The sequence below is a fragment of the Mesorhizobium sp. YR577 genome, assembly GCF_900116595.1.
Classification (GTDB): domain Bacteria; phylum Pseudomonadota; class Alphaproteobacteria; order Rhizobiales; family Rhizobiaceae; genus Mesorhizobium_M.
On the sequence record NZ_FPBI01000012.1, the window covers coordinates 112773 to 136402 of the forward strand.

General features: G+C 60.4%; 19 protein-coding genes. 11 read left to right on the forward strand and 8 right to left on the reverse strand.

What is annotated here, in order from left to right; translation table 11 throughout:
- Position 1: 1 nt before the first annotated feature.
- Positions 2 to 502: an acyltransferase gene (locus tag BM413_RS18650; RefSeq protein WP_091915769.1), complete on the reverse strand. Its 501-nt coding sequence runs from the start codon at positions 500 to 502 to the stop codon at positions 2 to 4.
- Positions 503 to 1058: 556 nt separating this feature from the next.
- Between BM413_RS18650 and BM413_RS18655 the strand changes: the two genes are divergently transcribed.
- On the forward strand, positions 1059 to 2276 hold the full coding sequence (locus BM413_RS18655; protein WP_091915771.1) for a glycosyltransferase family 4 protein: 1218 nt from the start codon (positions 1059 to 1061) through the stop codon (positions 2274 to 2276).
- Positions 2273 to 3310 (forward strand): glycosyltransferase family 2 protein, encoded by a 1038-nt coding sequence (locus BM413_RS18660; protein ID WP_091915773.1) that lies wholly within the window; start codon positions 2273 to 2275, stop codon positions 3308 to 3310. Before BM413_RS18655 ends, BM413_RS18660 begins: the two co-directional genes overlap by 4 nt.
- Before the next feature lie 44 nt (positions 3311 to 3354).
- Here the strand turns inward: BM413_RS18660 and BM413_RS18665 are convergent, their stop codons facing one another.
- Positions 3355 to 4440 (reverse strand): glycosyltransferase family protein, encoded by a 1086-nt coding sequence (locus BM413_RS18665; RefSeq protein ID WP_244537915.1) that lies wholly within the window; start codon positions 4438 to 4440, stop codon positions 3355 to 3357.
- 253 nt (positions 4441 to 4693) lie between these two features.
- Between BM413_RS18665 and BM413_RS18670 the strand changes: the two genes are divergently transcribed.
- The 3 genes from BM413_RS18670 (at position 4694) to BM413_RS18680 (ending at position 8698) form a co-directional block, all read left to right on the forward strand.
- A complete protein-coding gene (locus tag BM413_RS18670) occupies positions 4694 to 6142 on the forward strand; it encodes an O-antigen ligase family protein (RefSeq protein WP_091915775.1) in 1449 nt (482 codons plus the stop codon).
- Between the two features lie 130 nt (positions 6143 to 6272).
- The gene (locus BM413_RS18675; protein ID WP_175544355.1) at positions 6273 to 7478 is read left to right on the forward strand and encodes a GNAT family N-acetyltransferase; all 1206 of its coding nucleotides are present in this window, start codon (positions 6273 to 6275) and stop codon (positions 7476 to 7478) included.
- Positions 7479 to 7480: 2 nt separating this feature from the next.
- Positions 7481 to 8698, forward strand: a complete 1218-nt coding sequence (locus BM413_RS18680) for a glycosyltransferase family 4 protein (protein WP_091915962.1) — start codon at positions 7481 to 7483, stop codon at positions 8696 to 8698.
- A gap of 23 nt (positions 8699 to 8721) precedes the next feature.
- Here BM413_RS18680 and BM413_RS18685 read toward each other — a convergent pair whose 3' ends face one another.
- On the reverse strand, positions 8722 to 9645 hold the full coding sequence (locus BM413_RS18685) for a glycosyltransferase (protein ID WP_091915779.1): 924 nt from the start codon (positions 9643 to 9645) through the stop codon (positions 8722 to 8724).
- A gap of 418 nt (positions 9646 to 10063) precedes the next feature.
- Between BM413_RS18685 and BM413_RS18690 the strand changes: the two genes are divergently transcribed.
- From BM413_RS18690 to wecC, 3 genes are read left to right on the forward strand one after another with little or no spacing between them, the layout of a single operon-like run.
- A complete protein-coding gene (locus tag BM413_RS18690) occupies positions 10064 to 11275 on the forward strand; it encodes a hypothetical protein (RefSeq protein WP_244537916.1) in 1212 nt (403 codons plus the stop codon).
- 20 nt (positions 11276 to 11295) lie between these two features.
- Positions 11296 to 12105, forward strand: a complete 810-nt coding sequence (locus BM413_RS18695) for a WecB/TagA/CpsF family glycosyltransferase (RefSeq protein WP_091915781.1) — start codon at positions 11296 to 11298, stop codon at positions 12103 to 12105.
- A gap of 24 nt (positions 12106 to 12129) precedes the next feature.
- Complete coding sequence (wecC, locus tag BM413_RS18700) at positions 12130 to 13386, forward strand: UDP-N-acetyl-D-mannosamine dehydrogenase (RefSeq protein ID WP_091915783.1); 1257 nt, start codon at positions 12130 to 12132, stop codon at positions 13384 to 13386.
- A 184-nt stretch (positions 13387 to 13570) separates the two neighbouring features.
- Here wecC and wecB read toward each other — a convergent pair whose 3' ends face one another.
- The 5 genes from wecB to BM413_RS18725 all read right to left on the reverse strand — a co-directional run bounded on the left by wecB (position 13571) and on the right by BM413_RS18725 (position 20299).
- Complete coding sequence (wecB, locus tag BM413_RS18705; protein ID WP_091915785.1) at positions 13571 to 14773, reverse strand: non-hydrolyzing UDP-N-acetylglucosamine 2-epimerase; 1203 nt, start codon at positions 14771 to 14773, stop codon at positions 13571 to 13573.
- Positions 14774 to 14824: 51 nt separating this feature from the next.
- Positions 14825 to 15709 carry an ExeA family protein gene (locus BM413_RS18710; protein WP_197716833.1) on the reverse strand — a complete coding sequence of 295 codons (885 nt, stop codon included), beginning with the start codon at positions 15707 to 15709 and terminating at the stop codon, positions 14825 to 14827.
- Positions 15710 to 15734: 25 nt separating this feature from the next.
- Positions 15735 to 16535 (reverse strand): CpsD/CapB family tyrosine-protein kinase, encoded by an 801-nt coding sequence (locus BM413_RS18715; RefSeq protein WP_091915789.1) that lies wholly within the window; start codon positions 16533 to 16535, stop codon positions 15735 to 15737.
- Between the two features lie 58 nt (positions 16536 to 16593).
- Positions 16594 to 18159, reverse strand: coding sequence for a GumC family protein (locus BM413_RS18720; protein WP_091915791.1), 1566 nt, complete (start codon positions 18157 to 18159; stop codon positions 16594 to 16596).
- Between the two features lie 406 nt (positions 18160 to 18565).
- Complete coding sequence (locus BM413_RS18725; protein ID WP_139238607.1) at positions 18566 to 20299, reverse strand: GMC oxidoreductase; 1734 nt, start codon at positions 20297 to 20299, stop codon at positions 18566 to 18568.
- A gap of 147 nt (positions 20300 to 20446) precedes the next feature.
- Between BM413_RS18725 and BM413_RS18730 the strand changes: the two genes are divergently transcribed.
- The 3 genes from BM413_RS18730 to BM413_RS18740 all read left to right on the forward strand — a co-directional run bounded on the left by BM413_RS18730 (position 20447) and on the right by BM413_RS18740 (position 23627).
- A complete protein-coding gene (locus tag BM413_RS18730) occupies positions 20447 to 21370 on the forward strand; it encodes a glycosyltransferase family 2 protein (RefSeq protein ID WP_091915795.1) in 924 nt (307 codons plus the stop codon).
- A gap of 446 nt (positions 21371 to 21816) precedes the next feature.
- On the forward strand, positions 21817 to 22500 hold the full coding sequence (locus BM413_RS18735) for a sugar transferase (RefSeq protein WP_091915797.1): 684 nt from the start codon (positions 21817 to 21819) through the stop codon (positions 22498 to 22500).
- Positions 22501 to 22901: 401 nt separating this feature from the next.
- On the forward strand, positions 22902 to 23627 hold the full coding sequence (locus BM413_RS18740; RefSeq protein WP_091915799.1) for a Crp/Fnr family transcriptional regulator: 726 nt from the start codon (positions 22902 to 22904) through the stop codon (positions 23625 to 23627).
- Positions 23628 to 23630: the final 3 nt, after the last annotated feature.

The window sequence follows — 23630 nt, forward strand, 5'->3', positions numbered from 1 at the left end:
GTCACTCTCCCGAAACGATGCGGCGGACCGGAGCGTCCTTGGCTCTGCCGACGATCCGCGCCGGAACGCCGGCGACGATCGCGTGGTCCGGAACGTCCTTGGTAACGACGGAGCCGGCGCCGATGAGCGCGCCCCTGCCGATGATCACACCCGCCAGTATGGTGGCATTGCTTCCGATCGAGGCATGTTGCCTGACCAGCGTGGGGATGACGGTCCAGTCTTCGTCGGTCTGGAGCCCGCCGTCCGTGGTCACGGCGCGTGGATGAAGATCGTTGGTGAACATGACGCCGTGGCCGACGAAGACGCCGTCTTCCAGCGTCACCCCTTCACAGATGAAAGTGTGGCTCGAAATCTTGCAGTTCTGGCCGATCGTGGCATTGCGCTGGATTTCGACGAATGTGCCGATGCGCGAGCCTGCGCCGACATGGCAGCCATATAGATTGACCAGATCCGGGTGATGGATGACCACACCTTCGTCCAGAGTGACATCGGAAGAAATCATTCCGTCAGTTTCCCTGTTTCCTGAGCCGCTGCCCCGCACACTCCGCGATGCGCCGGCTGGATGTGGAAACAGAGGAGCAATCCATGCCCGCCATGCCGATCCCCGCCGTTCACTTGCCAGAGTTTTGAAGAAGCGCTGAAAGTAAATCCGTCCGATAACCAGATTTCTTTTCAGGATCGGAGTAAAGGAAAGAAAACGCAGTACATTCCCGTCCGAAAGGCTTAGGCGGCATAGACCGAGTGGCAGGGTCTCAATACCCGCTGCTTGCCCGGCAGACGGCATTTGCGGGCTCGCGTGGCACCGAGCTCGGGGCGGTGCGCATAAGCTAAGCGATAGTAAGCCATTCGAGCACTGGAAGGTGCTGGTAATAGTACCCGGCCTAATCCTTAGGGCTTATGGAGTGACCGAGCTATCCTCCGGAGAAATCAGGGATAGAAACCGGACCTACTCGTAAGCCTAAAGTTCGGAGCCGGCGAAAACATCTATAGTTTTGTCAAACTCGCCAGTGAGTCCATGTGGAACGCGTGGCCGCTGATCAAGCGCGGAGGTAGACAGGGTGCAAGTCGGGGAACGGGTTTTCGAACAGATACAGGAATCGGACGCAAGGCCGAAGCTGATGATCGCCACGCGGGTGTTTGGCGCCAGTGGCCAGCCCTGGATGTGGCGGCAGGTGGTCGGGCTTCAGGGCTTCCGCAAGGAACTGCTTTGCTGGGAACGGCAGAACGCCGGTACCCAACCGACGACCGACGTTCGCGAGCACGTGCTGCCGGGCAAGCTTGCGCCCTACCACAATGACGGACGCTGGCTCTATCGGTCCCGGGCGATCTTCAATGGCAGCTTCTATGCGGCGATCGGCGAGGAGCGCACGCGCCTGAAGGAGCTGTTCGACAAGGACCGGCCGGATGTCATCCTTTGCAATTTCGGAGACATCGCCATGCGCCTGCTGCCGACTGCGCGCGAGGCCGGCATTCCGCTGGTCGCTTATTTCCACGGCGATTTTTCCTTCATCAGGAACAGGTGGTATCGCTGGAGCCTCTATCGCTGCCTGCATGATTTTGCCGCGATTGTCGTGGTGACGGATGCGGAGCGGCAATGGCTGCGCGAACACGGCGCGCCGGAAGACAAGATCCACTATATCCCCTGCGGTGCGCCGACGGATGTGTTCCGGCCGGTGCCCGAGCGCAGCGACGATCTGGTGCGGTTCGTGATGGTTTCGCGGCTGTCCGAGGAAAAAGGCTGCGATGTTTCGATAAGAGCCTTTTCCGAGGTCGCAAAGCAGAATCCGAAGGTCCGGCTCGGCATTTTCGGTGACGGGGTCGAGCGTGAGAATCTTGGAGAGCTCGTCAAGAGGCTGGGGCTTGTCGACAAGGTGACTTTCCATGGCTTCATAGACGAGCTGAGCCTGGCGAAGAAACTGCCTTTGCACGACATCTTCATCCAGCATTCGCGCATCAAGGAAGGTTCGCCGGTATCGATCGTCGAGGCGATGTCCTGCGCCCTGCCCGTGGTGGCAACGACGATCGGCGGTATCACCGACCAGATCGCCACCGGGCAGAACGGTTATCTGGTTTCGGAGGGCGACATCGACGGCATGATCGCAGCGATGCAGCGGCTTGCAGCAGACCCGGTGCTGCGCGCGCAGCTCGGCGCCATTGGCCGGGAGCGCGCCGTGGCTTGTCACGACGCCGCCAAGCAGACGCGGCGTCTCGGCGAACTGGTCATGGACGTCACGCGCATGAGCAGCATGAAGCGACAGGACGCACTGGCCTCATGACCACCGTCCAGATCATCGTGCCGTGCTACAATTACGGCCGCTACCTGCGGGCATGCGTAAACAGCGCGTTGTCGCAGGAAAATGTCGATGTGAAGGTTCTGATCATCGACGATTGTTCATCCGACGATACGCTGGATATGTGCAAGCAGCTGGCGTCCGAAGATCGCCGCGTGGACTATATCCACCACGCGGTCAACAAGGGCCATATCGCAACCTACAATGAGGGTCTGGCACTTGCCGAGAGTGACTATCTCGTTCTTTTGTCGGCCGACGATCTGCTGACCCCGGGCTGCCTGTCGCGGGCGACGGCCCTGATGAACTATCATCCTTCGGTCGGACTGACTTACGGCTATCCCATACCTGTCTACGGCTCGGCGCTTCCGCCCGCGAGGACCGAGGATACCGGTTGGACGATCTGGAGCGGCGGCGATTGGATCGAACGCATGTGCCGGGCCGGGAAGAACTTTATCTGCTGTCCGGAGGTGGTGATACGCACGAGCATCCAGCATCGGCTGGGTGGATACAAGGCATCGCTTCCTCATTCGGCCGACATGGAAATGTGGCTGCGCGCAGCCGCCATCTCGGATATCGGCCGCATCAATGGCGCCGATCAGGCCTATTACCGCGTTCACAACGCAAACATGCATCGGACGGTACATGCCGGCTTCCTCTATGATCTGCGGTCGCGCCGCGATGCCATTCTGTCGGCTTTCGAAAACGAGGCTGGTGCCTTGCCGGATGCGGCTGCGATGCAGGAGACTGCGCGGCGGACGCTTGCGCTGACTGCGCTTCGCTATGCCTGCCAGATCATCGATTCCGGTCGCGCCGAAAGTGAGCAGGTCGACCTCTACCGCGAATTCGCACTCGATCTCTATCCGGCAGCGGCGAACACCAGACAGTGGCAAAGCCTTGAGCGCAGGCGCAATGGCGTCGATGGTGCGATCTCGACCGTGGTGGCACGCGGTCACGCGCAACTGCGCGAGATCGCCGACAAATATGCCTGGCGTCGGTGGTGGCAGACGGGGCTTTATTGATCGAGCTGCCAGTCCGCTGATCGGCCGGCTTTTGGGGCGCAGCGTTAAACGCGTTCCACCGCCGCATCCTTGAGCAGAAGCTCGGAATAGATGTTCGTCACGTCTTCGCGTTCGCGCGCCGGCGAATATTCGGACAGGACGAAGCGGGATGCTTCAAGCCCGCGATCGCGGCACCAGCCGGGTTGGTGGCGCTCCGCGAGAATGGCTCTCTCGACAGCGCTCGCGAAACCAAGGATGTCGCCGGACTCGATCGGCGCGCTGAACTCGGGGCGAAAGAATTCCCGCCCCGCAAAACCATGATTGCCGATCACGTAGTTCCCGCAGGCCATCGCTTCCGCCGGAGGCAGGCCGAACCCTTCCTGATGGGTAAAGGCAAGGAAGACGCGTGTGGTTCGCAGGCGGTCCGCGACCTGGGAATGTGTCAGCCTGTCCAGCGGCACGACCTCCCAGCCGTCGAGGATTCCCCGCGCCTCCAGCATCTCCAGGACCTGTCGCGCATCTTCGCGCCCGCGCCTCGGCATATAGGCTATGCGCTGTCCGGATGGTTCGCTCCCCGGATGGAACAGTGCCGGATCGATGCCGAGATGGACGCGCCGTATGAGCGCTTCGCGGAACGCCCAGCCGAGCATCTCTTGATTGTGCCGCGAGACGGTGATGATGCCGGCGAGGCCGGGATTGGCCGCGTAGAGACGCGCAAGCTGATGGACCGGCCGCTTCCAGGTCAGATGGCTGTTCTGGTTGAAGATGACATGACGCGTGCCCCGCGGCAGTTGAAGCAGAAGGTCGATGTCGACTTCGGGAACCACGAGCAGGTCACCGGCACGCAGGGTCGCGCTGGCGATATCCGTCACCCTGGTCTCGTGCTCGAACCACTCGCAGCGGAAGCCGGGACGATGGTGGAGGACAAAGGCGCTGATCCCGGCCGCATTCAGAATGTCGACATGCCGGTATATGACGCGTATGCCGCCCGAAGGCTCGGGATGGTCCGGTGTCAGGAAGTAGACCGTAGGCGTCGCGGTCTTCTCGTTGCTGACCTGAATCTCCAACCGGCGCCTTCGCCGGCGATCCTTCGCCTCGCTCATCCTTCGAAACAGGGATCGCGCCAGATTTTCCGCAGACACCAAGGTCATTCTTCAGCTCACCGCTTTCTGGTCATGCTGCCGGAGCTTCGTGATGGCCTAAGCTTGGAGTATCCCCGACCCGTGGGAAAGAGTTCCACGATGCAAGGTGCAAAGCAATTCCACCTTTTATACATCAAAGTAACTACTCACATGACCCGGATATTTACTGCTACCCAAGTTGCAGGAGCGTAAATTCGGGTCTGCCTCAAAGATTATCTGCGAGCGGCCGACATTTGGAACGCGGGTGAACCGGGCAACCAAAATGGTGGATGGAACTTTCGGTGCGGTGCCTGATCACGCCGGCGAGGCCAGGCAGGGCCGGCAGTCAGGAACGGGCAGGCGTTCGTCCCGGGCCGAACAGTCCGTGCGTGAAAAGTCTACGCACCGCGGCCTGCCATGGCCGGTCTTCCTGTTCATGGCGGGATTGCTCATTCCCTGGATCATCACCATCGGCCCGATCCGGATGTCGCTCTATCGCTTCATTCTCCTGGCCTTTCTCCTGCCTTGCCTGATCGGCTGGATAAGCGGCAGAGCGGGGCGCATAAGGATCGCCGACATTTCGTTCATCCTGTATTGCTTCTGGTGCTTTCTCGCGATCGGGATGATCCACGGCTTCGACTATGCGTTTCAGCCGTCCGGCATGATCTTCATTGAGACGGTCGGTGCTTACATGCTGGCCCGATGCTTCATCCGCGACGCCGATGATTTCTACAACATGGTGCGCATGCTGCTGCGGCTTGTGACCCTGCTCCTGCCCTTCGCGGTCTTCGAGGCGATAACCGGGCGCAATATCCTGCTGTCGGCTTTCTCTGCGGTCTATCCGACATTTCCCGACAATTTCGTCGATCCCCGCTGGGGCATGCGGCGCGTCCAGAGCGTCTTCGAGCATCCGATACTGTACGGCGTGGTCTGTGCCAGCGCGCTGGCTTTCACCCATATGGTGCTTGGCTACGGGAAGAGCTTTGCGGGCCGCTGGCGCGGCACGGGCATTGTCATAGCTGCGACTTTCTTTTCGCTATCCGCCGGCCCGATGACGGCGCTGGCCAGCCAGGGCATGCTGCTCGGCTGGAACTGGGCGTTCAGAAGCATAGAGGCGCGCTGGAAGATCCTGTGCGCCTTCGGCTTCCTGGCGGCGATGTCGATAGAGCTTCTGTCCAACCGTTCCGTGCCCGTCGTGTTCATGTCGTATTTTTCGTTCGACGAGTCTTCGGCCTATGTCCGCGCCGAAATATACCGATACGGATCCGCATCGATCATGAACCACCCGCTTTTCGGCGTTGGCTTTGGCTATTGGGAGCGGCCGTCATGGATGAGCCCCAGCATCGACATGTTCTGGATCATCGACGGGGTCCGCCATGGGCTGCCGGCGGAACTGTTCATGGCGCTGGGCTTCTTTGCGGTCTATCTGCCCGTGGCGTTCAAATCCGGGCTCGACGAGAGAACGCAGGCCTACAAGACCGCATTCGTGATCGCGATGACCGGTTTCTTCCTGGTCGGGTGGACTGTCTACTTCTGGAACGCGACCTACGTCATCTTCATCTTCCTGATCGGCAGCGGCGTATGGGTACTCGACGTGGAGACAAACGCCGCAGCGGCGACCCCACGCGATAGATCGCGCGGCGAGACGGCCGGCAATGATCGTCGAAATGGGCATATGGCGGGACGTGGCAAGCCGCCGGTCGCGGAAGGCCGGAAACGGCCATACGTCTAATTGCCGACCGGTCTAAATCTATAGATGCCAGCCTACTTTCTGGCTGCTCGTGTATGCCTCAGGTAGCTTCGTAGCGGAGACTCCGCAATCGATGAAGAGTTCGTTCAGCCAATCCTCGGGGGTGCGGTTCATGACTGCCATTATGGAATCCCGCAGGTTCGTCGCCGACCACAGCGCGGTCGTCGAAGAGAAGGTGACGACTGCGACCACGCTGGAAGAGGTCGAAGCGCTTCGCGACGTCTGGAATTCGCTTCACGTCGACGACATCGATTCCGACATCGACTACTACATGACCGTGGTGCGCCATGCCGATCAGGTCATCCGGCCGCATGTGGTTCATATCCGCCAGGACGGAGGGGCCGACCTGCTCGCGGTTGCCCGGCTTGAAAACCTGCCCGTACCTTTCCGGTTCGGATACCGGCGGCTCGGGTCCGCCACCTTGCGTGCCATCGTGGTGACCTTTGGCGGCATACTGGGTGCAAGGAACAAATACGAGGAAGAAATCGTACTGCGACACCTGATGAAGGACCTCGACAAGGGTGTCGCGGACCTCATTCTGATGCGCAATGTCGACGTGGACAGCACGCTCTACACGACTGCCCTTGCAGCAACGGGCTGGGCGCAGCGGGCACATGCGCAGCCGGTTTCCCGCCGCTGGATGGCTGTGATACCGGATTCGATGACGCGGTTCCTTGAGACGCGTTCGGCCAAGACGCGAGGCAATTTGCGCCGGCACGACAATCAACTCCGAATGGAATTCGCAGGCCGGTTGGAGCTTCGGCATCTGGATCGTCCAGAAGATGCGCCCGATCTGTATCGAGACATGGAAGCAGTTGCCGCGAAAACCTATCAGCGTGGTCTCGGCGTCGGATTTTCCGGCACGCCGATGCAGTGTGCGCTTATCAAGCTTGGGCTCGAGCGCGGCTGGTACCGAACCTGGATGCTCGATATCGATGAGCGCCCTGTCGCCTTCTGGAGCGGCTTTGGCTATGGCGGCACTTTCCAGATCGGCACGCCCGGTTTCGACCCCGATATGAGCAAACTCTCGATCGGGCGCTTCACGATGATGCGAATGCTCGAGGATCTGTGCGCCGATCCAGCCATTTCGGAGCTCGATTTCGGTCATGGCGAGGCCGAGTACAAATCCTCCTTCGGTCGGGCGGTTCGCTCCGAAAGCGAGGTCATGCTTGCCGCGTCGCGGCCATGGCCGACGCTGGTGATGCTTGCGGTGTCGTCGCTGTCCTTTGCCAACAATCTGGTTCGCCGGCTTGTCGAGAATTCCGAATGGGGTCGCCGCCTGAAGGCAGGATGGCGCCGTCGCATGGCCAGCAGGTAACCATGGCAAGGCTTCTGCTCGTAGCACCGACCTGCAATGGCGAGGATGTCGGCGAGGCGTGGGTCGCCTATCAGTGGGCGCGACGCCTTGGCGAGCGGCATGACGTGACCTTGCTGACCTATCACAAGCGGGGAGCCCGGCCTGCGACGCAGCAGCTTCCGGGCATGAAGGTCGTGGAGTGGACCGAGCCGCCGCTGCTTGGCCGCGCCGAGCGGCTGAACAGCATGCTGAAGCCTGGCTACGTCCCGTTCTATTTCCGCGCCAGAAAATGGATACGCCAGGCAATCGCCGAGGGGCAGCATTTCGATCTCGTGCACCAGCCCGTGCCGGTGGCCATGCGCTATCCCTCGCCTGCGGCCGGTCTTGGCATTCCGTTCGTCATAGGGCCCGTGGGCGGCGGCTTGTCATCGCCGGATGGCTTTGCCGGCGACGAAGGTTCCGCGCCCTGGTTTATGGCGCTGCGCGGGCTCGATCGGTACCGGCAACAGTGGGATCCGCTTTTGCGCAAGACCTTCAGGACCGCAGACTGCGTGTTCGGAATAGCCGCCTATGTGAAGGAACAGCTGGCCGCAATCCCGCTGCGCCGCTTCGAGGTGATGAGCGAAACGGGTTTGGACGAGATCCCGGCACCCATCGATCGCAGCGGGCGATCCGGGACAATCCGGCTGCTTTACGTTGGACGCCTCGTGCGGACGAAAGGCGCTCGCGACATCATACGCGCCATGGGCATGCTGCGCGATGTTTCGGTCCGGCTGGACATCGTCGGCGAAGGGCCGGAACGAGCGGAATGCGAAGCGCTCATCGCCCGGCTTGATCTCGGCGATCGCGTTGCACTTCATGGCTGGCGCTCCAAGGCCGAGGTCGCGGAATTCTACAAGCAGGCGGACGTCTTCGTTTTTCCGAGCTATCGCGAACCAGGCGGCAACGTGGCATTGGAGGCGATGGGGTTTTCGCTGCCGCTCATCGTCGTCGATCGCGGTGGACCGGGAAGTGCGACAACGGACGCCTGCGCCATAAAGCTGTCAGTCACGACGCCGGAAGCGCTGGCGAGCGATATAGCTGCAGCGATCCGCAGGCTGGCGACCAATCCGGCGCTGCGGCGCAGGATGGGCGAGGCAGCCCATGCACATGTCAGGAAAAGCGCTTTGTGGAGCGCCAAGCTCGATCGTGTGGACAGCATCTATGCGCAGCTCATCAACGCCCGTCGCAAGGACGCCTGATCATCAAACTACCGGCGCTATCTCTATAAGGTGAGTGCGGCACGCAGCGCTGCGCGATGCCCCGGTCCGAATGTGAAGCGCATGGTCTCGCCGACGACTATGCTCAGCCGGAACAAGGCCGTGGAAAGACGCCCGTGATGGCGGCGATAATAGCGAATCCGGTTTTTCGTCATCAGCGCCGAGAGGAACGGATTGTCGTGATATTCGCCGCCGATATGAACGACCTGCGCCAGTGGGTGATACACCACTGACAGGCCGCTTCGGCGGACCCTCTCCAGATAATCGACTTCTTCGCTGTAGAGGAAGAATGACTCGTCCCATTCACCGACGACCCGACGCGCTCGGGCTCCAACAAGCAGGGCGGCACCCGTCGCCCATTCGACGACACCGCCGCGATCGTAGATCGCCGGATCATCGACGATCTCGCCCGCGCCTATGCGTGCGGCAAACGTCGTTCCCAGCAGGGCGTCCGACCATGCCGTCTTCATCGACGGTTCGCGCCGAAGCGACAAAGCCGTCGTACCATCCTCGTGGAGGATCTGCGGCACGACTATGCCCGCCGTGGGGTCTGACAGTCTTTTGCTGAGCAGGCGCACGGACCCTGGCAGAAGCCGGACATCGGGATTGAGGATCAGGACGTCCACTTCGGATCCGACTATCGCCGTCGCGGCGTTGATGCCGGCAGCGTAGCCGGCGTTGCGGCCCATCCTGATCACTCTCGGATGGGTCGGATGGGCTAGCGCGATATCGACCGACGTGTCGTGAGAATCATTGTCGACGATGATGATCTCATGACGGCTGATCCCGGCCAGTCCATCAGGGATCGAGTCGAGCAGACCGGGCAGAACCTTGGCGCTGTTGTAGGTGACGACCACCACGGCAACGCCAGCGGTGTCATCCACGGCGGCAGGCGCAAGGATCGATGCAGGTTCAGTCGGTCCGTCCATTTGCATTCACCCAGACTCTTGGCTTCGAGACGCCGAAATACAGGGAAATTCTGCCGGATATTTTGCAGGAATATCAGCACAATGAAAGTCTACATGAGGTGGTGAACTTAGAGGTACACCAACAAGCTCTTTCAGCCATGGAGCTGACTCCGATGATACTAACCATAGTCCTATCGGAGTAGGTCGAACGCTCCAGTACAGGTCCGGAAAACGGCTCCGTAAGTCTTTCAGGGCGATAGAATATTTCTTCAGATTTTCTAGCATCGGTCTGTGTCTCGGCGTGGCGGGACTGTGAAGCGTCAGCTCATCGCCGTGCCTTTCAACTGTAACCGCCAGTGCCCTCGGGCACATGGAGAAACCCTCGTGCAGTGGCCGAAAGGTCGACGCACGCAAGATCGAGAGGCCGTCGGCAAGCCGCATGAACCCGCAGCCAAATCTTACCGGACCCGTCGAAGTTTTCCCCATCGACCGTCTTCAGGCGCTCGACGCCGAATCCCGCGCAACCCGGGCGCGGACAGAGCAACTCATCGAGCTGGCCAAGAAGGGCCTGCCGCAGATGTTTGCGCATGGCGCATTCGTTCACACCGTTCGCGAGGTCAAGACAGCATCAGGCCGGAGTGTCCGTCCCGAGGGCGACAGCCTGCGTTATGCGGCAAATGTCGCGTCGGGACTGGCCTTCGTGGATGAGGCCGTGCAGCGTCACATCCTCGAAGGCGCGACCGCCGCGGATCTGGCGCTGAATTGCGCACGGCGCGCGGAGAAATCCAAGGATCCCGGCGCGGTCGCACTCTGCGCCTGGGCCGCGGCAGAGGTGGCCGATGTCTATGCCACGCCGCTGTTGAAGCGCTTGACTGCCCTGCTCGAGTCCGAAGAGACGATTGCCACGGTGGATTGTTCCTGGACGCTGATTGCCGCCCTTGCGGCGCGTCACCTTGGCGACACCGAGCATTTGACCACGCTTGCGGCCAACCGCCTGATGGGCGGGCAAGGTGCGACCGGACTTTTCCCGCATATGCTGCCCGCCGTTTCCAATGGCCGGCTGCGTGCTCACATCGGATGCTTTGCCGATCAGGTTTACTCGACGCAGGGGCTTGCCCGCCTGTCCGTGGCGAAGAACGATCCGACGGCGCTAGCTGCAGCCGAAGCATCGGGCGGACGCATCGCTCACCTCCAGGGTCCAGCCGGTCAATGGTGGTGGCACTATGACACGCGCGACGGCAGCGTCGTCGAAGGTTACCCCGTCTATAGCGTGCATCAGCATGCGATGGGACCAATGGCCCTGCTCGACCTGCGCGAGGCCGGCGGCACCGATCATATGAAGTCGGTGGCCAAGGGATTGCGCTGGCTGGACGAACACCCCGAGGTCGACGTTCCGATGGTGTCCGAAGAGGACGGCGTGATCTGGAGAAAGGTCGCGCGCCGCGAACCGAAAAAGGCTGTCAGGGCAATTTCGGCACTCACCACGGGGCTCAAGCGCGGCTTCCACCTGCCAGGGCTCGACATCATGTTTCCGCCAAGCCGCGTCGACTACGAGTGCCGTCCGTATGAACTCGGCTGGATGCTCTATGCGTGGCTCTCAGGCGGTGTCGTCGAGCGGTTGCGCAACAGCGCAGTCCGTGGCGGTAGGTGACAGACCAGGGAGCATTCAACATGCCGACCGAGCAGCAATTGTTATTCGGGCTCTATCTCGAGCCGCTGCGGATGGATGAGGTGATCCAGCGCTGCCACACGGCTCTGGTGACGAGGAGCAAGCTGCTGCTCGGCGTGCTCAACGCGGCCAAGGTAGTCAATCTGCGCAGCGACGCGCTTTTGCGAGACTCGCTTTTGGAGTGCAATATGCTGCTTGCAGATGGACAGTCCATCGTCTGGGCGAGCAGGTTGCTCGGGCGTCCCCTGCCCGAGCGGATCGCCGGCATCGACATCTTCGAACAGCTGCTGGCTCTCGCACACCGCGAAGGCCGCTCCATCTATCTTCTCGGCGCCCAGCCCGATGTCTTGCGGATGCTCGAGACGCGTTTGCAGGAGCGGTTTCCGGGTCTGAAGGTGGCTGGCCGGCATGACGGTTATTTCAAGGCCAACGAGTCCGCCGCCATAGCAGCCGAGATACGGGCCTCCGGAGCCGACATGCTGTTCCTTGGCATGGCTTCCCCGAAGAAGGAGATATTCCTCGGCTCCTACGGGGCAACGCTGAATGTTCCGATACTTCACGGCGTCGGCGGCTCGTTCGACATCCTCGCAGGCATCACCCGGCGCGCGCCGGCGATCTGGCAGCGCGCAGGGATGGAATGGGCCTACCGGCTGCTGCAGGAGCCGCGCCGCCTGTGGTGGCGGTATCTGAAGACGAATACCGCTTTCCTGCTGCTTACTGCCCGCGAACTGGTTCATCCCGCTCGCGCTTTCCGGCCGACAAGGTCGATCACCGGCGGCGGCACATTGGCTGCCAGCCGTCAAAATCAGTAACCAGGCGGGCGTGGGGCTCCTTTGATGAATGAAGTTTTTTCCGGTCGATTGGCCATAGTCGGGATGGGGTATATTGGCCTGCCCACCGCCGTCGTTCTGGCGACGCGCGGCATTGACGTGATCGGCGTCGACATCAATCCCGCAACGGTTGCCGCGGTATCGCGTGGCGAGGTTCCCTTCGTGGAGCCGGATCTGGCGGTAGCCGTCAGTGGCGCGGTCGCCATGGGCCGGCTCTCGGCCACCAGCGAGATGCCCGAGGCGGACGCCTTCATCATTGCCGTGCCGACACCATTCAACGGTGATCGCACCGCCAATCTTTCCTATGTCCAGGCCGCCGCCGAGCAGATCGCACCTAAGCTGAGGTCGGGCAACATCGTCGTGCTGGAATCGACCTCGCCGCCCGGAACGACCGAGAAGATCGCCGAATGGATCGGCGCGTTGCGTCCCGATTTGAAAATGCCGCATGACGGCGAGACCGGTGCCGATATTTTCGTCGCCCATTGCCCGGAGCGGGTTCTGCCGGGGCGCATCATGATCGAGATGATCACCAACGACCGCGTCGTCGGTGGACTGACGAAGCGCTGCGCCGAGCGCGCCGCATCGATCTATCGGGTGTTTGCGCAGGGCGAAATCCTGCTCACGGATGCCGCCAGCGCCGAGATGGCCAAGCTCGTCGAAAACGCCTATCGCGATGTGAACATCGCATTCGCAAACGAGATTTCTCTTATCACGGAATCGCTGCATATCGACGTCTGGGAAGTCATCCGCCTGGCCAACAGGCATCCGCGCGTCAACATACTGAGCCCCGGTCCCGGCGTCGGCGGACACTGCATTCCAGTGGACCCGTGGTTCATCGTTGCGGCAGCGCCAAAGCTGTCGCCGCTGATCCGCACCGCGCGCGAGGTCAACGACCGGCGGCCGCATCATGTCGCCGAGCAGGTTGCCGAGAAGGCCAAGCGCTTCCGCGAACCGACCATCGCCTGCCTTGGCCTGACGTTCAAAGCCAATGTCGACGACGTCCGGGAGAGCCCGGCCATCGAAGTCGTCGGGCTGATTGCCGAAGCACTTCCCAATGTCGACATATTGCTTGCAGATCCCTATGTGGACTCCCTGCCGTCGATGCTTTCGGGTTATTCGAACCTGCGTATGGAAGGCGCTTACCAGGCCGTCGAGCGCGCCGACATCGTCGTGCTCCTGGTTGAGCACGAACCCTTCAAGGCGATCCGCAACACGCGGTTGGGCGGCAAGGTCGTCTACGACACGCGCGGTGCCTGGCGCTGAAGCCAGGCTTCGTTTCCCGCTGAATAATCGATCCAGCCCTCCGTCGTTACCAACGGAGGGCTGTGTTTTTCGTGGTCTGATCGCACGGATAATCCGGCCAAATCGATTCCTTTGAAGTTGAAAAAATTAGCCGGCCCATCCCGACATCATCGGAACGGGCCGGCTGTTCACGCTTGACTGGAGGTCAGGCGGCGAAACCGCTGACGACCTGCGCGGCGCGGCGTGGAGATACGCTTTCCTCGATCCGAATCGTCGGATCGAATTCTACCGGAAGATCGCCGATGCCGAAGAAATGCTCGATCGCGCGGACGGAACGTTCGGCGGCGTGCCCGTCGCCATAAGGGTTCACGGCATGTGCCATGGTCTGGTACGCGGCCTTGTTCGTCAGCAAGGTCGAGACCTCGTCGACGATAAGGTCTTCATCGGTGCCGACCAGCCGCACCGTGCCGGCGGATACGGCTTCCGGGCGCTCCGTCGAATCCCGCATGACCAGCACCGGCTTGCCGAGTGACGGAGCTTCTTCCTGAACGCCCCCGCTGTCAGTGAGCACGACGCTGCAGTGATACATGGCGCGCACGAAGTCGCTGTAGCCGAGCGGCGCCGTGACCAGAACATTTTCGAGCCCGGCCAAAGGGGGAAGCAGCACTTCGCGGACTGCCGGGTTGAGATGGGCCGGGAGCAGGAAGGCAATGTCGGGAAAGGTCCTGGCCAGGCGGGCGATGGCGCGGGCCGTGCGGGCCATTGGCTCGCCCCAGGATTCGCGCCTGTGCGCAGTGATCAGAACGCTGCGACGGCCGTTGATCTTGCCAAGGTCGGGATTTTCGGCCGGCAGATCCCTGGAGACAACATCCAGCAGGGCGTCGATGACGGTGTTGCCGGTGACGACGATGTTGCTCTTGTGAATCCCGTCGTGCAGCAGGTTTTCCCGCGATGTGCTGGTCGGTGCCAGATGAACCGCTGCCAACTGCGTCGTGAGACGGCGATTGGCTTCTTCCGGAAACGGATTGTAGGGATCGCCGGTTCTCAAGCCTGCCTCGAGATGGACGACCGGAACCTTGCGATAGAAGGCGGCGAGTGCCGCGGCAAAGCAGGTCGTGGTGTCGCCCTGGACGAGAACGGCATCCGGTTCTTCGGCCTCGATCACCTTCGAGACGCCGTCGAGCACGCGGCTGGTTATGTCCTCCAGCCGCTGCCGCTCGGTGATGATGTTCAGGTCATGGCTCGGCCGGATACCGAACAGGTCGTTGACCTGGTCGAGCATCGCCCGGTGCTGGCCAGTCACCGCGACAACCGGCTTGCAGTGACGGGAGCGGCTCAACGCATCGATCAGCGGGGCCATCTTTATGGCTTCGGGACGCGTACCGTAGACGATCAAGACCTTGCGCATATCGAAATCCTTCTTCTGCCGGCCCTCATGCGAATGGGCCGGGCTGTTGGACTAGTCTGCGAAACCCTGCTTGCCTGGTGTCTCGACCGCGGTTGTCGCGGCCATGTCGAGAAACTGCATCTTGCGGTCGGCGACGACCTGCCGGACGACTTCCTCGTCGACGACGGAAATGTCTTCGGCGAAAGCGTAGACCAGCGCGTAGTCGCAGATCTGGTTGATCACGCGCGGCAAGCCGCGGCTTGCCTGGAAGACGATTTCGCAGGCCGCCGGCGTGAAGATCTCGTGGTCGGCGCCTGCGACCTTGAGGCGATGGGCGATGTAGTCCTGCACGGCCTCGGCAGACATGCCAAAGAGATGAAAATCGGCGGCGACGCGCTGTGCGAACTGCACCATTTTCGCGCGGCTGATGATCTGTCTCAGCTCCGGTTGCCCGACCAGCACGATCTGCAGCAACTCGTCTCTTTCGCCGTTCATGTTGGAGAAGCCTCTCAGCTCCTCCAGCATCTTCTCCGAAAGGTTCTGCGCCTCGTCGAAGATGAGAATGGTGTGGCGCCCGGCAGCGTGCTGCTCCTTCAGGAAAGCCTCGAACTGCGAGAACATCTGAACATAGGACATCCGCCCGGTGATGGGCTGCCCGAGCGACGACAATATCCAGTGGAGCAATTTGCCCCGTTCGCCATGGGCATTCGAGATCAATCCCAACTTGAGGTCGGAAGGTGCGGAACGCAGCAGATGCCAGATGAGCGTGGTCTTGCCGGCACCCACCTCCCCGGTAATGACGGTGATGGGCGCGAAGGTCGCCAGCCCATATTCAAGCATTGCGTAAGCGCGGGTGTGATTTGCCGACCAGAACAGGAAGTCGGTGTCAGGCCGCAGGCTGAATGGCCGTCCGGTCAGGCCGAAGTGTTCGGAATAGATCAGAAAGGTACTCGACATCGCGATCCTGCGAACACTGCCTGCGTCAGTAACCGTATTTCTCGGGTGCGTAGCGACACTTGTTCAGCACCACGCCGAGCACCTTGGATTTCTCCGAAAGATCCCGCTCGCAGATGTCCACTTCGCTGAAGGTGCTTGCCTCCGCGGCCGCAACCAGGATCACGCAATCGACATTGGGCAGGAAAGCCATGACGTCGTCATTGGCGAGCATCGGCGGAAGATCGAAGATCAGGACGTCGGGCTTGAGTTTCTGCTTGAGGCTTTTCAGCGCCTGCGCCGCCTCCGGGCTTTGCAGCAGTTCCGCGGCAAAGCGGACCGGCCGGCCATTGGCGCCGATGGCGATGTTGTCGCCATATCGGATGAAGACGTCCTCGACCTCGCTGCGGCCACGCAGGAAGCTTTCGATCGAAGGCGGTTCCTTGATCCCAAGAACCTTGCTGACCTGCGGCCGGCGCAGATCGAGATCGATCAGAACCGTTCGGCATTCCTTGTGGTGGGCCATGCTGAAGGCGAGGTTCAGCCCGACTACCGTCTTGCCGCAGGCCGGCGTGGGCGAGGTGATCGCGACGGAGGTCCAGTTGTTCTGGCGCAGATACTGCAGCACCTTCGTCCGCAGCATGTCGAACTGCGTGTGCGCCAGGTCCGACCGGTTGATCGTGACGAGCCGGGTCTTGGCGAGATGCTTGGGGTCCGGCTTGAGCGAGGGCAAGCTCGCCCACAGCATGTCGCTTCCCATCCTTGCGACGGTCGTGGCTGTCTGATCATTCGCCGGGTCGGAACCCCGCTGTTGCTTGGCCTTCTGCAAGGCTGCGTGAATATGCTCCATCGTCTGTGTTCCCGCACCTCTTGCAGATGGCTCTGCAGTCCCTTGTTTGCCTGTCACGCTAGATCACCCTGCCGCCGTCAAATCCGGAGACAGTCCGTTCGGTCGAAAGCCCGGCTGGACGGTCCTGCCGGTCGATAGGGATCGCGCTGGTGGCCGTCGTCGCGACGAACGCGGCGAACCCTGCGGCCTGTGCCAGCTTTGCCGTCTTCTTTTCGCGTTTGACCGGAATGTAGGAGATCGTGGCGAGCGGCTGGATCTGGAGCGTCCGCACGAGTTCGGTTGGACGGCGTATGCTTTTGTTGAGCAGCTCGAGCAGCACGATCAAGCCGAGGCCAAGCCCGATACCGCCGGCGAAGCCAGCGCCGGCAATGCGCCGCCGATTGGGGCTTGTCGGTTTCTGCGGGGCAACGGCTGGCTCGACAACGGTAAACCGCTCGCCCTTGGCGCTTACTTCGATCTGCTCGCCGGTCGAGGCTTCGGCCGATCTTGCGGTCGCGATGTTGTATTGCGCCTGGATGTTCTCGCGGTTGCGCTCGAGCGAATTCAGGATCGTTTCGTTGCGCGGGGTTGCCGTGATCGATTTGGTCAACTCGGCGAGATTTTCCGTTATGGAGGCCTTTTCCTGCGTGATGTATTTCAGCCGGTCGTCTATATCGGACAGCTGGAGATCAAGCTCGGAGGTGCCGCGCTTGCCCTTTGTCGTGTCGGCGTCGCTGGCCTGTTTTGCCTGCATGCCGTTTTCCAGGGTCTTGATGCGGGCGCGCAGCGCGACGATGTTCGGGCTGTTCTCGGAAAACAAAGCGAGCTGCTCGGAAAGGGTGCGCTGCAGGTCCTGCAGCATCTGCTGTTCCAGGGTGACCGGGCCGGCGCTGACGATGCGGCCGGTGCTTTCGAACAGCTCGACCAGATTGTTGCGCCGGCTGCGCAGGGCCGCTTCCTCGCGCTCGAGCGATTGAAGCCGTTCCTGCTGGTTGTTCTGCTGGTTGCGGCGGAAATCCAGACCGTCCGGAAGAGCGTCCTTGTTGGCGTTCTTGAACTTGAGGATTTCGGCCTCGAGCCGGGACAGCTCCCCACCGAGGCGAGCAACTTCCTGGTTGAAGAACTGCATGGTTTCGCCGGCCCTGTCCGTGCGCAGGCGAACGTTCATCTGGAGAATCAACTTGGTAAACTCGTTGACGACCTTTGCCGCCAGATCGGCATCGCCGGCAATGAAGGACACGCTGAACACCTTGGCGCCCAGGCTGCCGCTTGGGCCGTCCTTCTGCAGCAGCTCGAATTTCGTGCGGCCGCGCATGTCCTCGATGATATCGGCCTGCGGAATTTCAGACGCCTTGTCGCCGTAGATTTTCAGCTTCTCAGCGAGTGCGAGAACGTTTTCGCGCGTCATTATCTGCTGTTCGATGATCTGCAGCTGTTCCACCGCGTTGATGGGCACGGTCGAACGGGCAAGGTCCGCGGGGATCTGGGGCGACTCCACCAGAATCTTGGCGCTGGCCTGGAATATCGGCGGCAAATAGAGCGCAAGCGCTACCGCCGCGGTCGTCACAAATGTGGCGATCACCAGGAAGTATGGCAATCTTCGAAGGAAGATCGATAGATAGAAGCGCAGGTCTAAATCGCCCATTGCGCAGTGCCCCAAGCCTGAACATCGGAATATGCCGAGTGCTCATTTACAAACGCGGATGGATTGCTTGATAGATCATCGATAGTGGGTGCGCGGCGCGCGGCTAGACCGTTGATCTAATCCCTATGGGTGGTGGCCCGTATCCCCTTACGTCTTAAGTGACAGGGACCTCTCGGCAATCTGGCGTTGCGCAGCTCTGCCTGTGAGGCGACGTTGCGGCATCACAAGCTGGAACATGCAGGCGCCCTGTTGGAACGGTCGATGATTCCGGCATAACCCGTGCAATCAGGCGCGAACCGGCGCGCATCTGCTCGGTCACTTGAGCGTGAAGATCGGGCTTGTGGGTGGGGATGATGCGGAAACCTGCCGGGCTCAACCGGAAACGATCTGACGGAGCAATGGCTGCTCAGGCCGCGCCGAACTGGTCGCGCGCAACGGGAGCCGGTACCTCATGCGAGCTAACGACGCTACCCGTAATCTCTGAGGGCACAAAGGCATGCTCGCGCCGTGGCGCGCCCTGAAGATGCGAGTCCGCCAGCCACAGGGCCAGCTTCATGATCGTGAAGGTCGGGTTGGCGCTGCCTGCCGTCGGGAAGACGGAAGCGCTGACCACAGAGACGTTCGGTACGGCATGGCAACGCAGGTCGGGGCCGACGACGGACTCGGCCGGGTCCGTACCCATCCTGGTCGAACCGGAGGGATGCGCGCAGGCCTCCGCATTGTCGATGATCGGAAGTGCCGGATCGCTGCTTGCAGGCGACCACTCTAGCGGGCAGACGCGATCCATGCCGGAGCGTTCCCAATAACCGGCGATGTGGGAAATCGCTGACCGGAAAGTCCGCTCATCGGTCTGGGTCGGAGCCCATTCGAGTTGCGCCTTCGGCACGCCGAACCTGTCGCGTTTGTCGGCTAATCGGATATGATTGCTCCATTGCGGCAGTTGTTCTGCGCAGACCATCAGATGCAGGTCGATGCTTGCCGGAACGAAGAGCTGCTTGCGCAGATAGCGCCAGTAGGCCGAGCGGGCCACCAGACCCATGTTCTTTGACGCCTGCCACAGATCGTTCGGATCGACCTGGCGTTTCTGAATGCCATGCGCCAGCTTCTTGATATAGCCAAGGGGGCTTTCGGCAAGGTCCATCGCGACATAGGCGAATGCGCTTGCCACTGCGTCGCCGCGTTGCGCAGTTTCGGTGAGTTCAAGATGCAGGTCACGCCGCGTCGCATTGAGGAATCGATAGCCGAAAATGCGATTGGTGAGTGATGGGTTCCGCCGATTTATCGTCGCGACTTCCGATTTCAGATGATCCTGGAAGTATCGGCCGAGCACCCGGCACGAACGAAAGGCGTTGTCATCGGATGCCGCATTCATCAAAAGCAGTAATCTGGTCGTCTCAATTGTGCCGGCAGCGATCACGAATCGGTCGGCGGACACCTCCAGCTGCTTACCGCTAAAGTTGCGGGCGACAATCCCGCTCAGTCTTCCCGCGGCGCGATCAAGCTTGAACTCGCATACCGTGGCGCCGAGCCAGATCTCTATATTCTCCAGCTCTTTCAGTTCATCCTTCAAAAGTGTGAAGACATTGCAGTTCTTGAAGCTTGGTACTTTCGCCCATCTATTGAGAAGTGATTTATCTTCTACCGGGAAATACTTTGAGGTTATCTCATCGGAGATGACGTTTCCGCGGAATGGACCGTCGCCAACCTTGAATATCTTCTCGATTTCATCGTGATAGGATTCGAGAGGGTCTACTGCAATTGGCCAGCGCTGCTGCTGCAGATAGGGCCGCGCCTCGGTCTCATGCTTCCCTATCGGGATCATGCGGCCGCCCCAGCGGCTTGAAGTCCCGCCGAGCCCCCGGTATCGTCCGGTCAACGCCCTGGAATATCGTTCGGCCGGATCCTCGATCTCGTTGAGCGCGTGGATGGCCGGGTCATAGGAAGCGTATCCGCTTTCAACGACAATAACCCGCTGGCCTTTCTTGGCTACTCTTCTTGCAAAAAGAAGACCGGCGATGCCGGCTCCAATCACGCAAAGTGGAGCGGTCGATCGTGAACAGTCATTTTCCAGTTCGGAGAGGTTGTATATTGACATTCCTCTATGTACGCACACGCGTATCGGTTTGTCGATGCTATCCAAAAGGTTGATATCCTTTGGGAAATTGGTGAATTATTTTAAACGCGAATAGGTGTTACAGGTTGGCGCTAGGCTCGGTCCCGGTCAGGTTCCGGCCAACTGATCGGCATTTCGCGAAAAAGCGGAAATGCTTCGCTACAGGAAACGCTGATGCGATTGTCGCCACGAGTAAGCGTCGTCATCCCCCATCTGAACGAACCGGGGGATCTGCGGCGTTGCCTGCGTGCGCTCGCGGCGCAGCGTGTCGATGGCATCCCGTTTGAAATCATCGTCGTCGACAATGGATCGGCCGAGCTTCCCGTAGCGGTTTGCGCCGCAGTTCCCGGTGTCCGCCTCGAGAGCGAGGCTATTCCGGGACCTGGGCCTGCGCGCAATCGCGGCGCGTCGGTCGCTCAGGCAGAGCTGCTGGCATTCATCGATGCAGACTGCATAGCCGAGCCGGGCTGGATCCGCTCGATCGTGGAATTCATGGATCAGAACCCTCGCGTCGACTTCGTCGGCGGCGACATCCGGATCCTGCTCGCGGATCCGGAGCGCATGACCGCGATCGAAGCCTATGAGAGCGTCTACAGCTATCGTGCCAAGCGTTATGTCGAACAGCACGGTTTTGCCGCGACCGGCAACATGGCCGTTCGCGCGGAGGTCTTTCGTGCGGTCGGCCCCTTTGGCGGCATATCCTCCATGGAAGACACCGAATGGGGCCAGAAGGCTACGGCGAAAGGCTACAAGATCGCCTACGTGGCCGACGCAATGGTGCGGACCGCATCCTGCAAATCCTTTGCAGAGCTCACGCGTCGCTGGGACCGGCATATCGCGCACGAATTCCGGCAGATCAAACACGGCGGAATGAGCCTTGTAAAATGGGTGGCGACCAGCGGCATCATTGCCGCCTCTCCCGGTGGCGAGATCATACGCATTCTGCGCTCCGATCGCGTCTCCGGCCTTCGCGACAAATGCCTTGCCCTGGCCTGCCTGACGCGGGTGCGCCTTTACCGGGCCAGACGCATGCTGGGGCTGGCTTTCCATGACAACACCGCCTTGATGGTCGGGTCGTGGAATCGCGAAAACTCCTGAGCCTGCCCGGCTTCTCATGAATTGATTTCCAGCCATTCCCGGCGCAGCTCGCGTCTGCCCTATCGTGGCGGCTGCTGGCCGCTCATCCGTCCTACCTCCCCCGTCTGCCGCACTCATTCGACCGCAGGATCAGCGTCGATAGGGCTCGATTCATTGCCACCGCGACACAGCCAAATGTCGAGCCGCCTGGGGTATCTGACTCGTCAATTCGGACGAAGCGGAAGGCATCCGGGTTGTCTAGCCCGAATTGTTTAAAGAGGATTTATTGATATCACAGTGAACAGGCGATTAACTTTTGGCAAAAGCGTAGCTGTGCGATTCTCTTCTTTTTATAAAAAGAACAAGTCGGAAGAAATCATCCAAGCAACGGTCAGATACGCTTCCTTTTGATCTTATGACAGCTGGCGAAGAAGATTTTATCTTTGTTCGTGGCGGGGAGATTCTGTATGCTTGAAAGTTATCCCAGATCGCATCTTGGCGATCTGCCAGTCGATGCCGCCCCTTCAAGGTCGGAGATTCGATCAGGCGCGTTCTATCTCGGCGTGAAGCGTATCCTCGACATCGGGGTCATACTGCTTATCGCTCCTCTCGCCCTTACCATCGTCGGCGTCCTGGCGTTTCTCATCCATCGGGATGGCGGCAAGGCCTTCTACGGCCAGAAGCGCCTGGGAAGAGACGGCAAGATCTTCACGCTTTGGAAGCTGCGGTCGATGGTTCCCGATGCCGCGTTGCGCCTGGAAGAATACCTGCAGGACAATCCCGCTGCGCGCCGGGAGTGGGATGGGACACAGAAGCTGAAATACGATCCGCGCATTACCAGGCTAGGTTACTACCTGCGCAAGTATTCCGCTGATGAGCTGCCGCAGTTGTGGAACGTGCTTATCGGCGACATGAGCCTCGTCGGCCCTCGCCCGATGTTCCCCGAACAGCGCCCGCTCTATCCCGGCACCGCCTATTTCAGCATGCGTCCGGGAATGACAGGGCTTTGGCAGATAAGCGAGCGGAATGGGTGCACGTTCGCCGAGCGCGCCACGCATGACACCCGCTATGCGACGAAGATGTCGTTCGGCACCGATATCTGGATCCTGATGATGACGGCGGTCGTGGTTCTCAGAGGCACTGGCCTGTAGGCTTTTCGCAGGTCTCACCAATCATTTTCGGTCTCTTGTTTTGTTGGCCACTGCGCAAGCGGTGGCCAACTGCTTTGTATGGCATGGCCGCCATCAAGCTTCCCGGGGACGTCACCTGCCGCGGGCTCTTGCGGCGACATCGTGCAGGAATTTGGCTAAGCTCGAAGTTATCGATCGGGGCCTTTTGAGTCGCGCCGAACGCATTTCAAGTCGGTCGACCGCTTTTTGAAATGACTAATATATCGTTTCAAATAGACCGTGGCCGGCATTAGAAAGCGGGATGTAGAAACGAGTTATTAGTTTTTAGCTGGATGTATACCCGAAAGTTGTACTGAAGGGATTGTGAACCTAGTGTATCTATTAGTGAGAATCGGTCGAGGGCGACAGGAGGCGATGTAAGAATGACGCTTGCTCCGGAGAGCAATCCGAAGATCCAGGATACGCCTCCATTTCGCATTCCGCTCAGCGACGCAGACAGGGCGTTCCTCACAGGCCTGGGAGCAACCTTGCGCCGTTACGCGCCGCATGAAACGATCATGCGGCAAGGCGACGATGAGGGCAGGGCGTTCATCATTCACTCCGGCTGGAGCTGCGTCCACACCGACCTTCCGGACGGCGAGCGACAGATCATCGACTTTCCCTTCAGCGGCGACATCATCGGCCTGCGGGCCTATCAGAGCCCGAGCTACATCTCCCTCACGTCGATTACCAAGTTGATTGTATTCGAAGTTCCGGCAAAAGCGCTTACCGCGGCGGTAGAGCACTCGCCCAGGCTGGCCGGAACTTTCCTGTCGGTCGCCGCCCGCCAGAGAGCCATCCTTGTCGAGCATCTTACCAATGTTGGACGAAGGCGCGGTGCTGCGCGTGCAGCCCACCTGCTGCTTGAAATCGGAACCAGGCTGGGCGACGGCCAGCGCCTGGCAAGCCATTACGAATGCCCTCTTACACAATATGATCTAGCCGATGCGCTCGGAATGACGGCGATTCATATCAATCGGATACTCAAGGATTTGCGCGAACTCGACCTTCTTTCCTTTCGGCACAGAACGGTCGATTTCATAAACCTACCAGCGACGAAGAAGTTCGCGGGCTTTAATCCGTCTTATCTTTTACTTGAAAGAATATAGTCC

Coding starts and splice junctions, on each gene's coding strand:
- BM413_RS18650 (WP_091915769.1), bottom strand. CDS start 502: ATGATTTCTTCCGATGTCACTCTGGACGAAGGTGTGGTCATCCATCAC.
- BM413_RS18660 (WP_091915773.1), top strand. CDS start 2,273: ATGACCACCGTCCAGATCATCGTGCCGTGCTACAATTACGGCCGCTAC.
- BM413_RS18665 (WP_244537915.1), bottom strand. CDS start 4,440: ATGACCTTGGTGTCTGCGGAAAATCTGGCGCGATCCCTGTTTCGAAGG.
- BM413_RS18670 (WP_091915775.1), top strand. CDS start 4,694: ATGGTGGATGGAACTTTCGGTGCGGTGCCTGATCACGCCGGCGAGGCC.
- BM413_RS18675 (WP_175544355.1), top strand. CDS start 6,273: ATGACTGCCATTATGGAATCCCGCAGGTTCGTCGCCGACCACAGCGCG.
- BM413_RS18680 (WP_091915962.1), top strand. CDS start 7,481: ATGGCAAGGCTTCTGCTCGTAGCACCGACCTGCAATGGCGAGGATGTC.
- BM413_RS18685 (WP_091915779.1), bottom strand. CDS start 9,645: ATGGACGGACCGACTGAACCTGCATCGATCCTTGCGCCTGCCGCCGTG.
- BM413_RS18690 (WP_244537916.1), top strand. CDS start 10,064: ATGAACCCGCAGCCAAATCTTACCGGACCCGTCGAAGTTTTCCCCATC.
- BM413_RS18695 (WP_091915781.1), top strand. CDS start 11,296: ATGCCGACCGAGCAGCAATTGTTATTCGGGCTCTATCTCGAGCCGCTG.
- wecC (WP_091915783.1), top strand. CDS start 12,130: ATGAATGAAGTTTTTTCCGGTCGATTGGCCATAGTCGGGATGGGGTAT.
- wecB (WP_091915785.1), bottom strand. CDS start 14,773: ATGCGCAAGGTCTTGATCGTCTACGGTACGCGTCCCGAAGCCATAAAG.
- BM413_RS18710 (WP_197716833.1), bottom strand. CDS start 15,709: ATGTCGAGTACCTTTCTGATCTATTCCGAACACTTCGGCCTGACCGGA.
- BM413_RS18715 (WP_091915789.1), bottom strand. CDS start 16,535: ATGGAGCATATTCACGCAGCCTTGCAGAAGGCCAAGCAACAGCGGGGT.
- BM413_RS18720 (WP_091915791.1), bottom strand. CDS start 18,159: ATGGGCGATTTAGACCTGCGCTTCTATCTATCGATCTTCCTTCGAAGA.
- BM413_RS18730 (WP_091915795.1), top strand. CDS start 20,447: ATGCGATTGTCGCCACGAGTAAGCGTCGTCATCCCCCATCTGAACGAA.
- BM413_RS18735 (WP_091915797.1), top strand. CDS start 21,817: ATGCTTGAAAGTTATCCCAGATCGCATCTTGGCGATCTGCCAGTCGAT.
- BM413_RS18740 (WP_091915799.1), top strand. CDS start 22,902: ATGACGCTTGCTCCGGAGAGCAATCCGAAGATCCAGGATACGCCTCCA.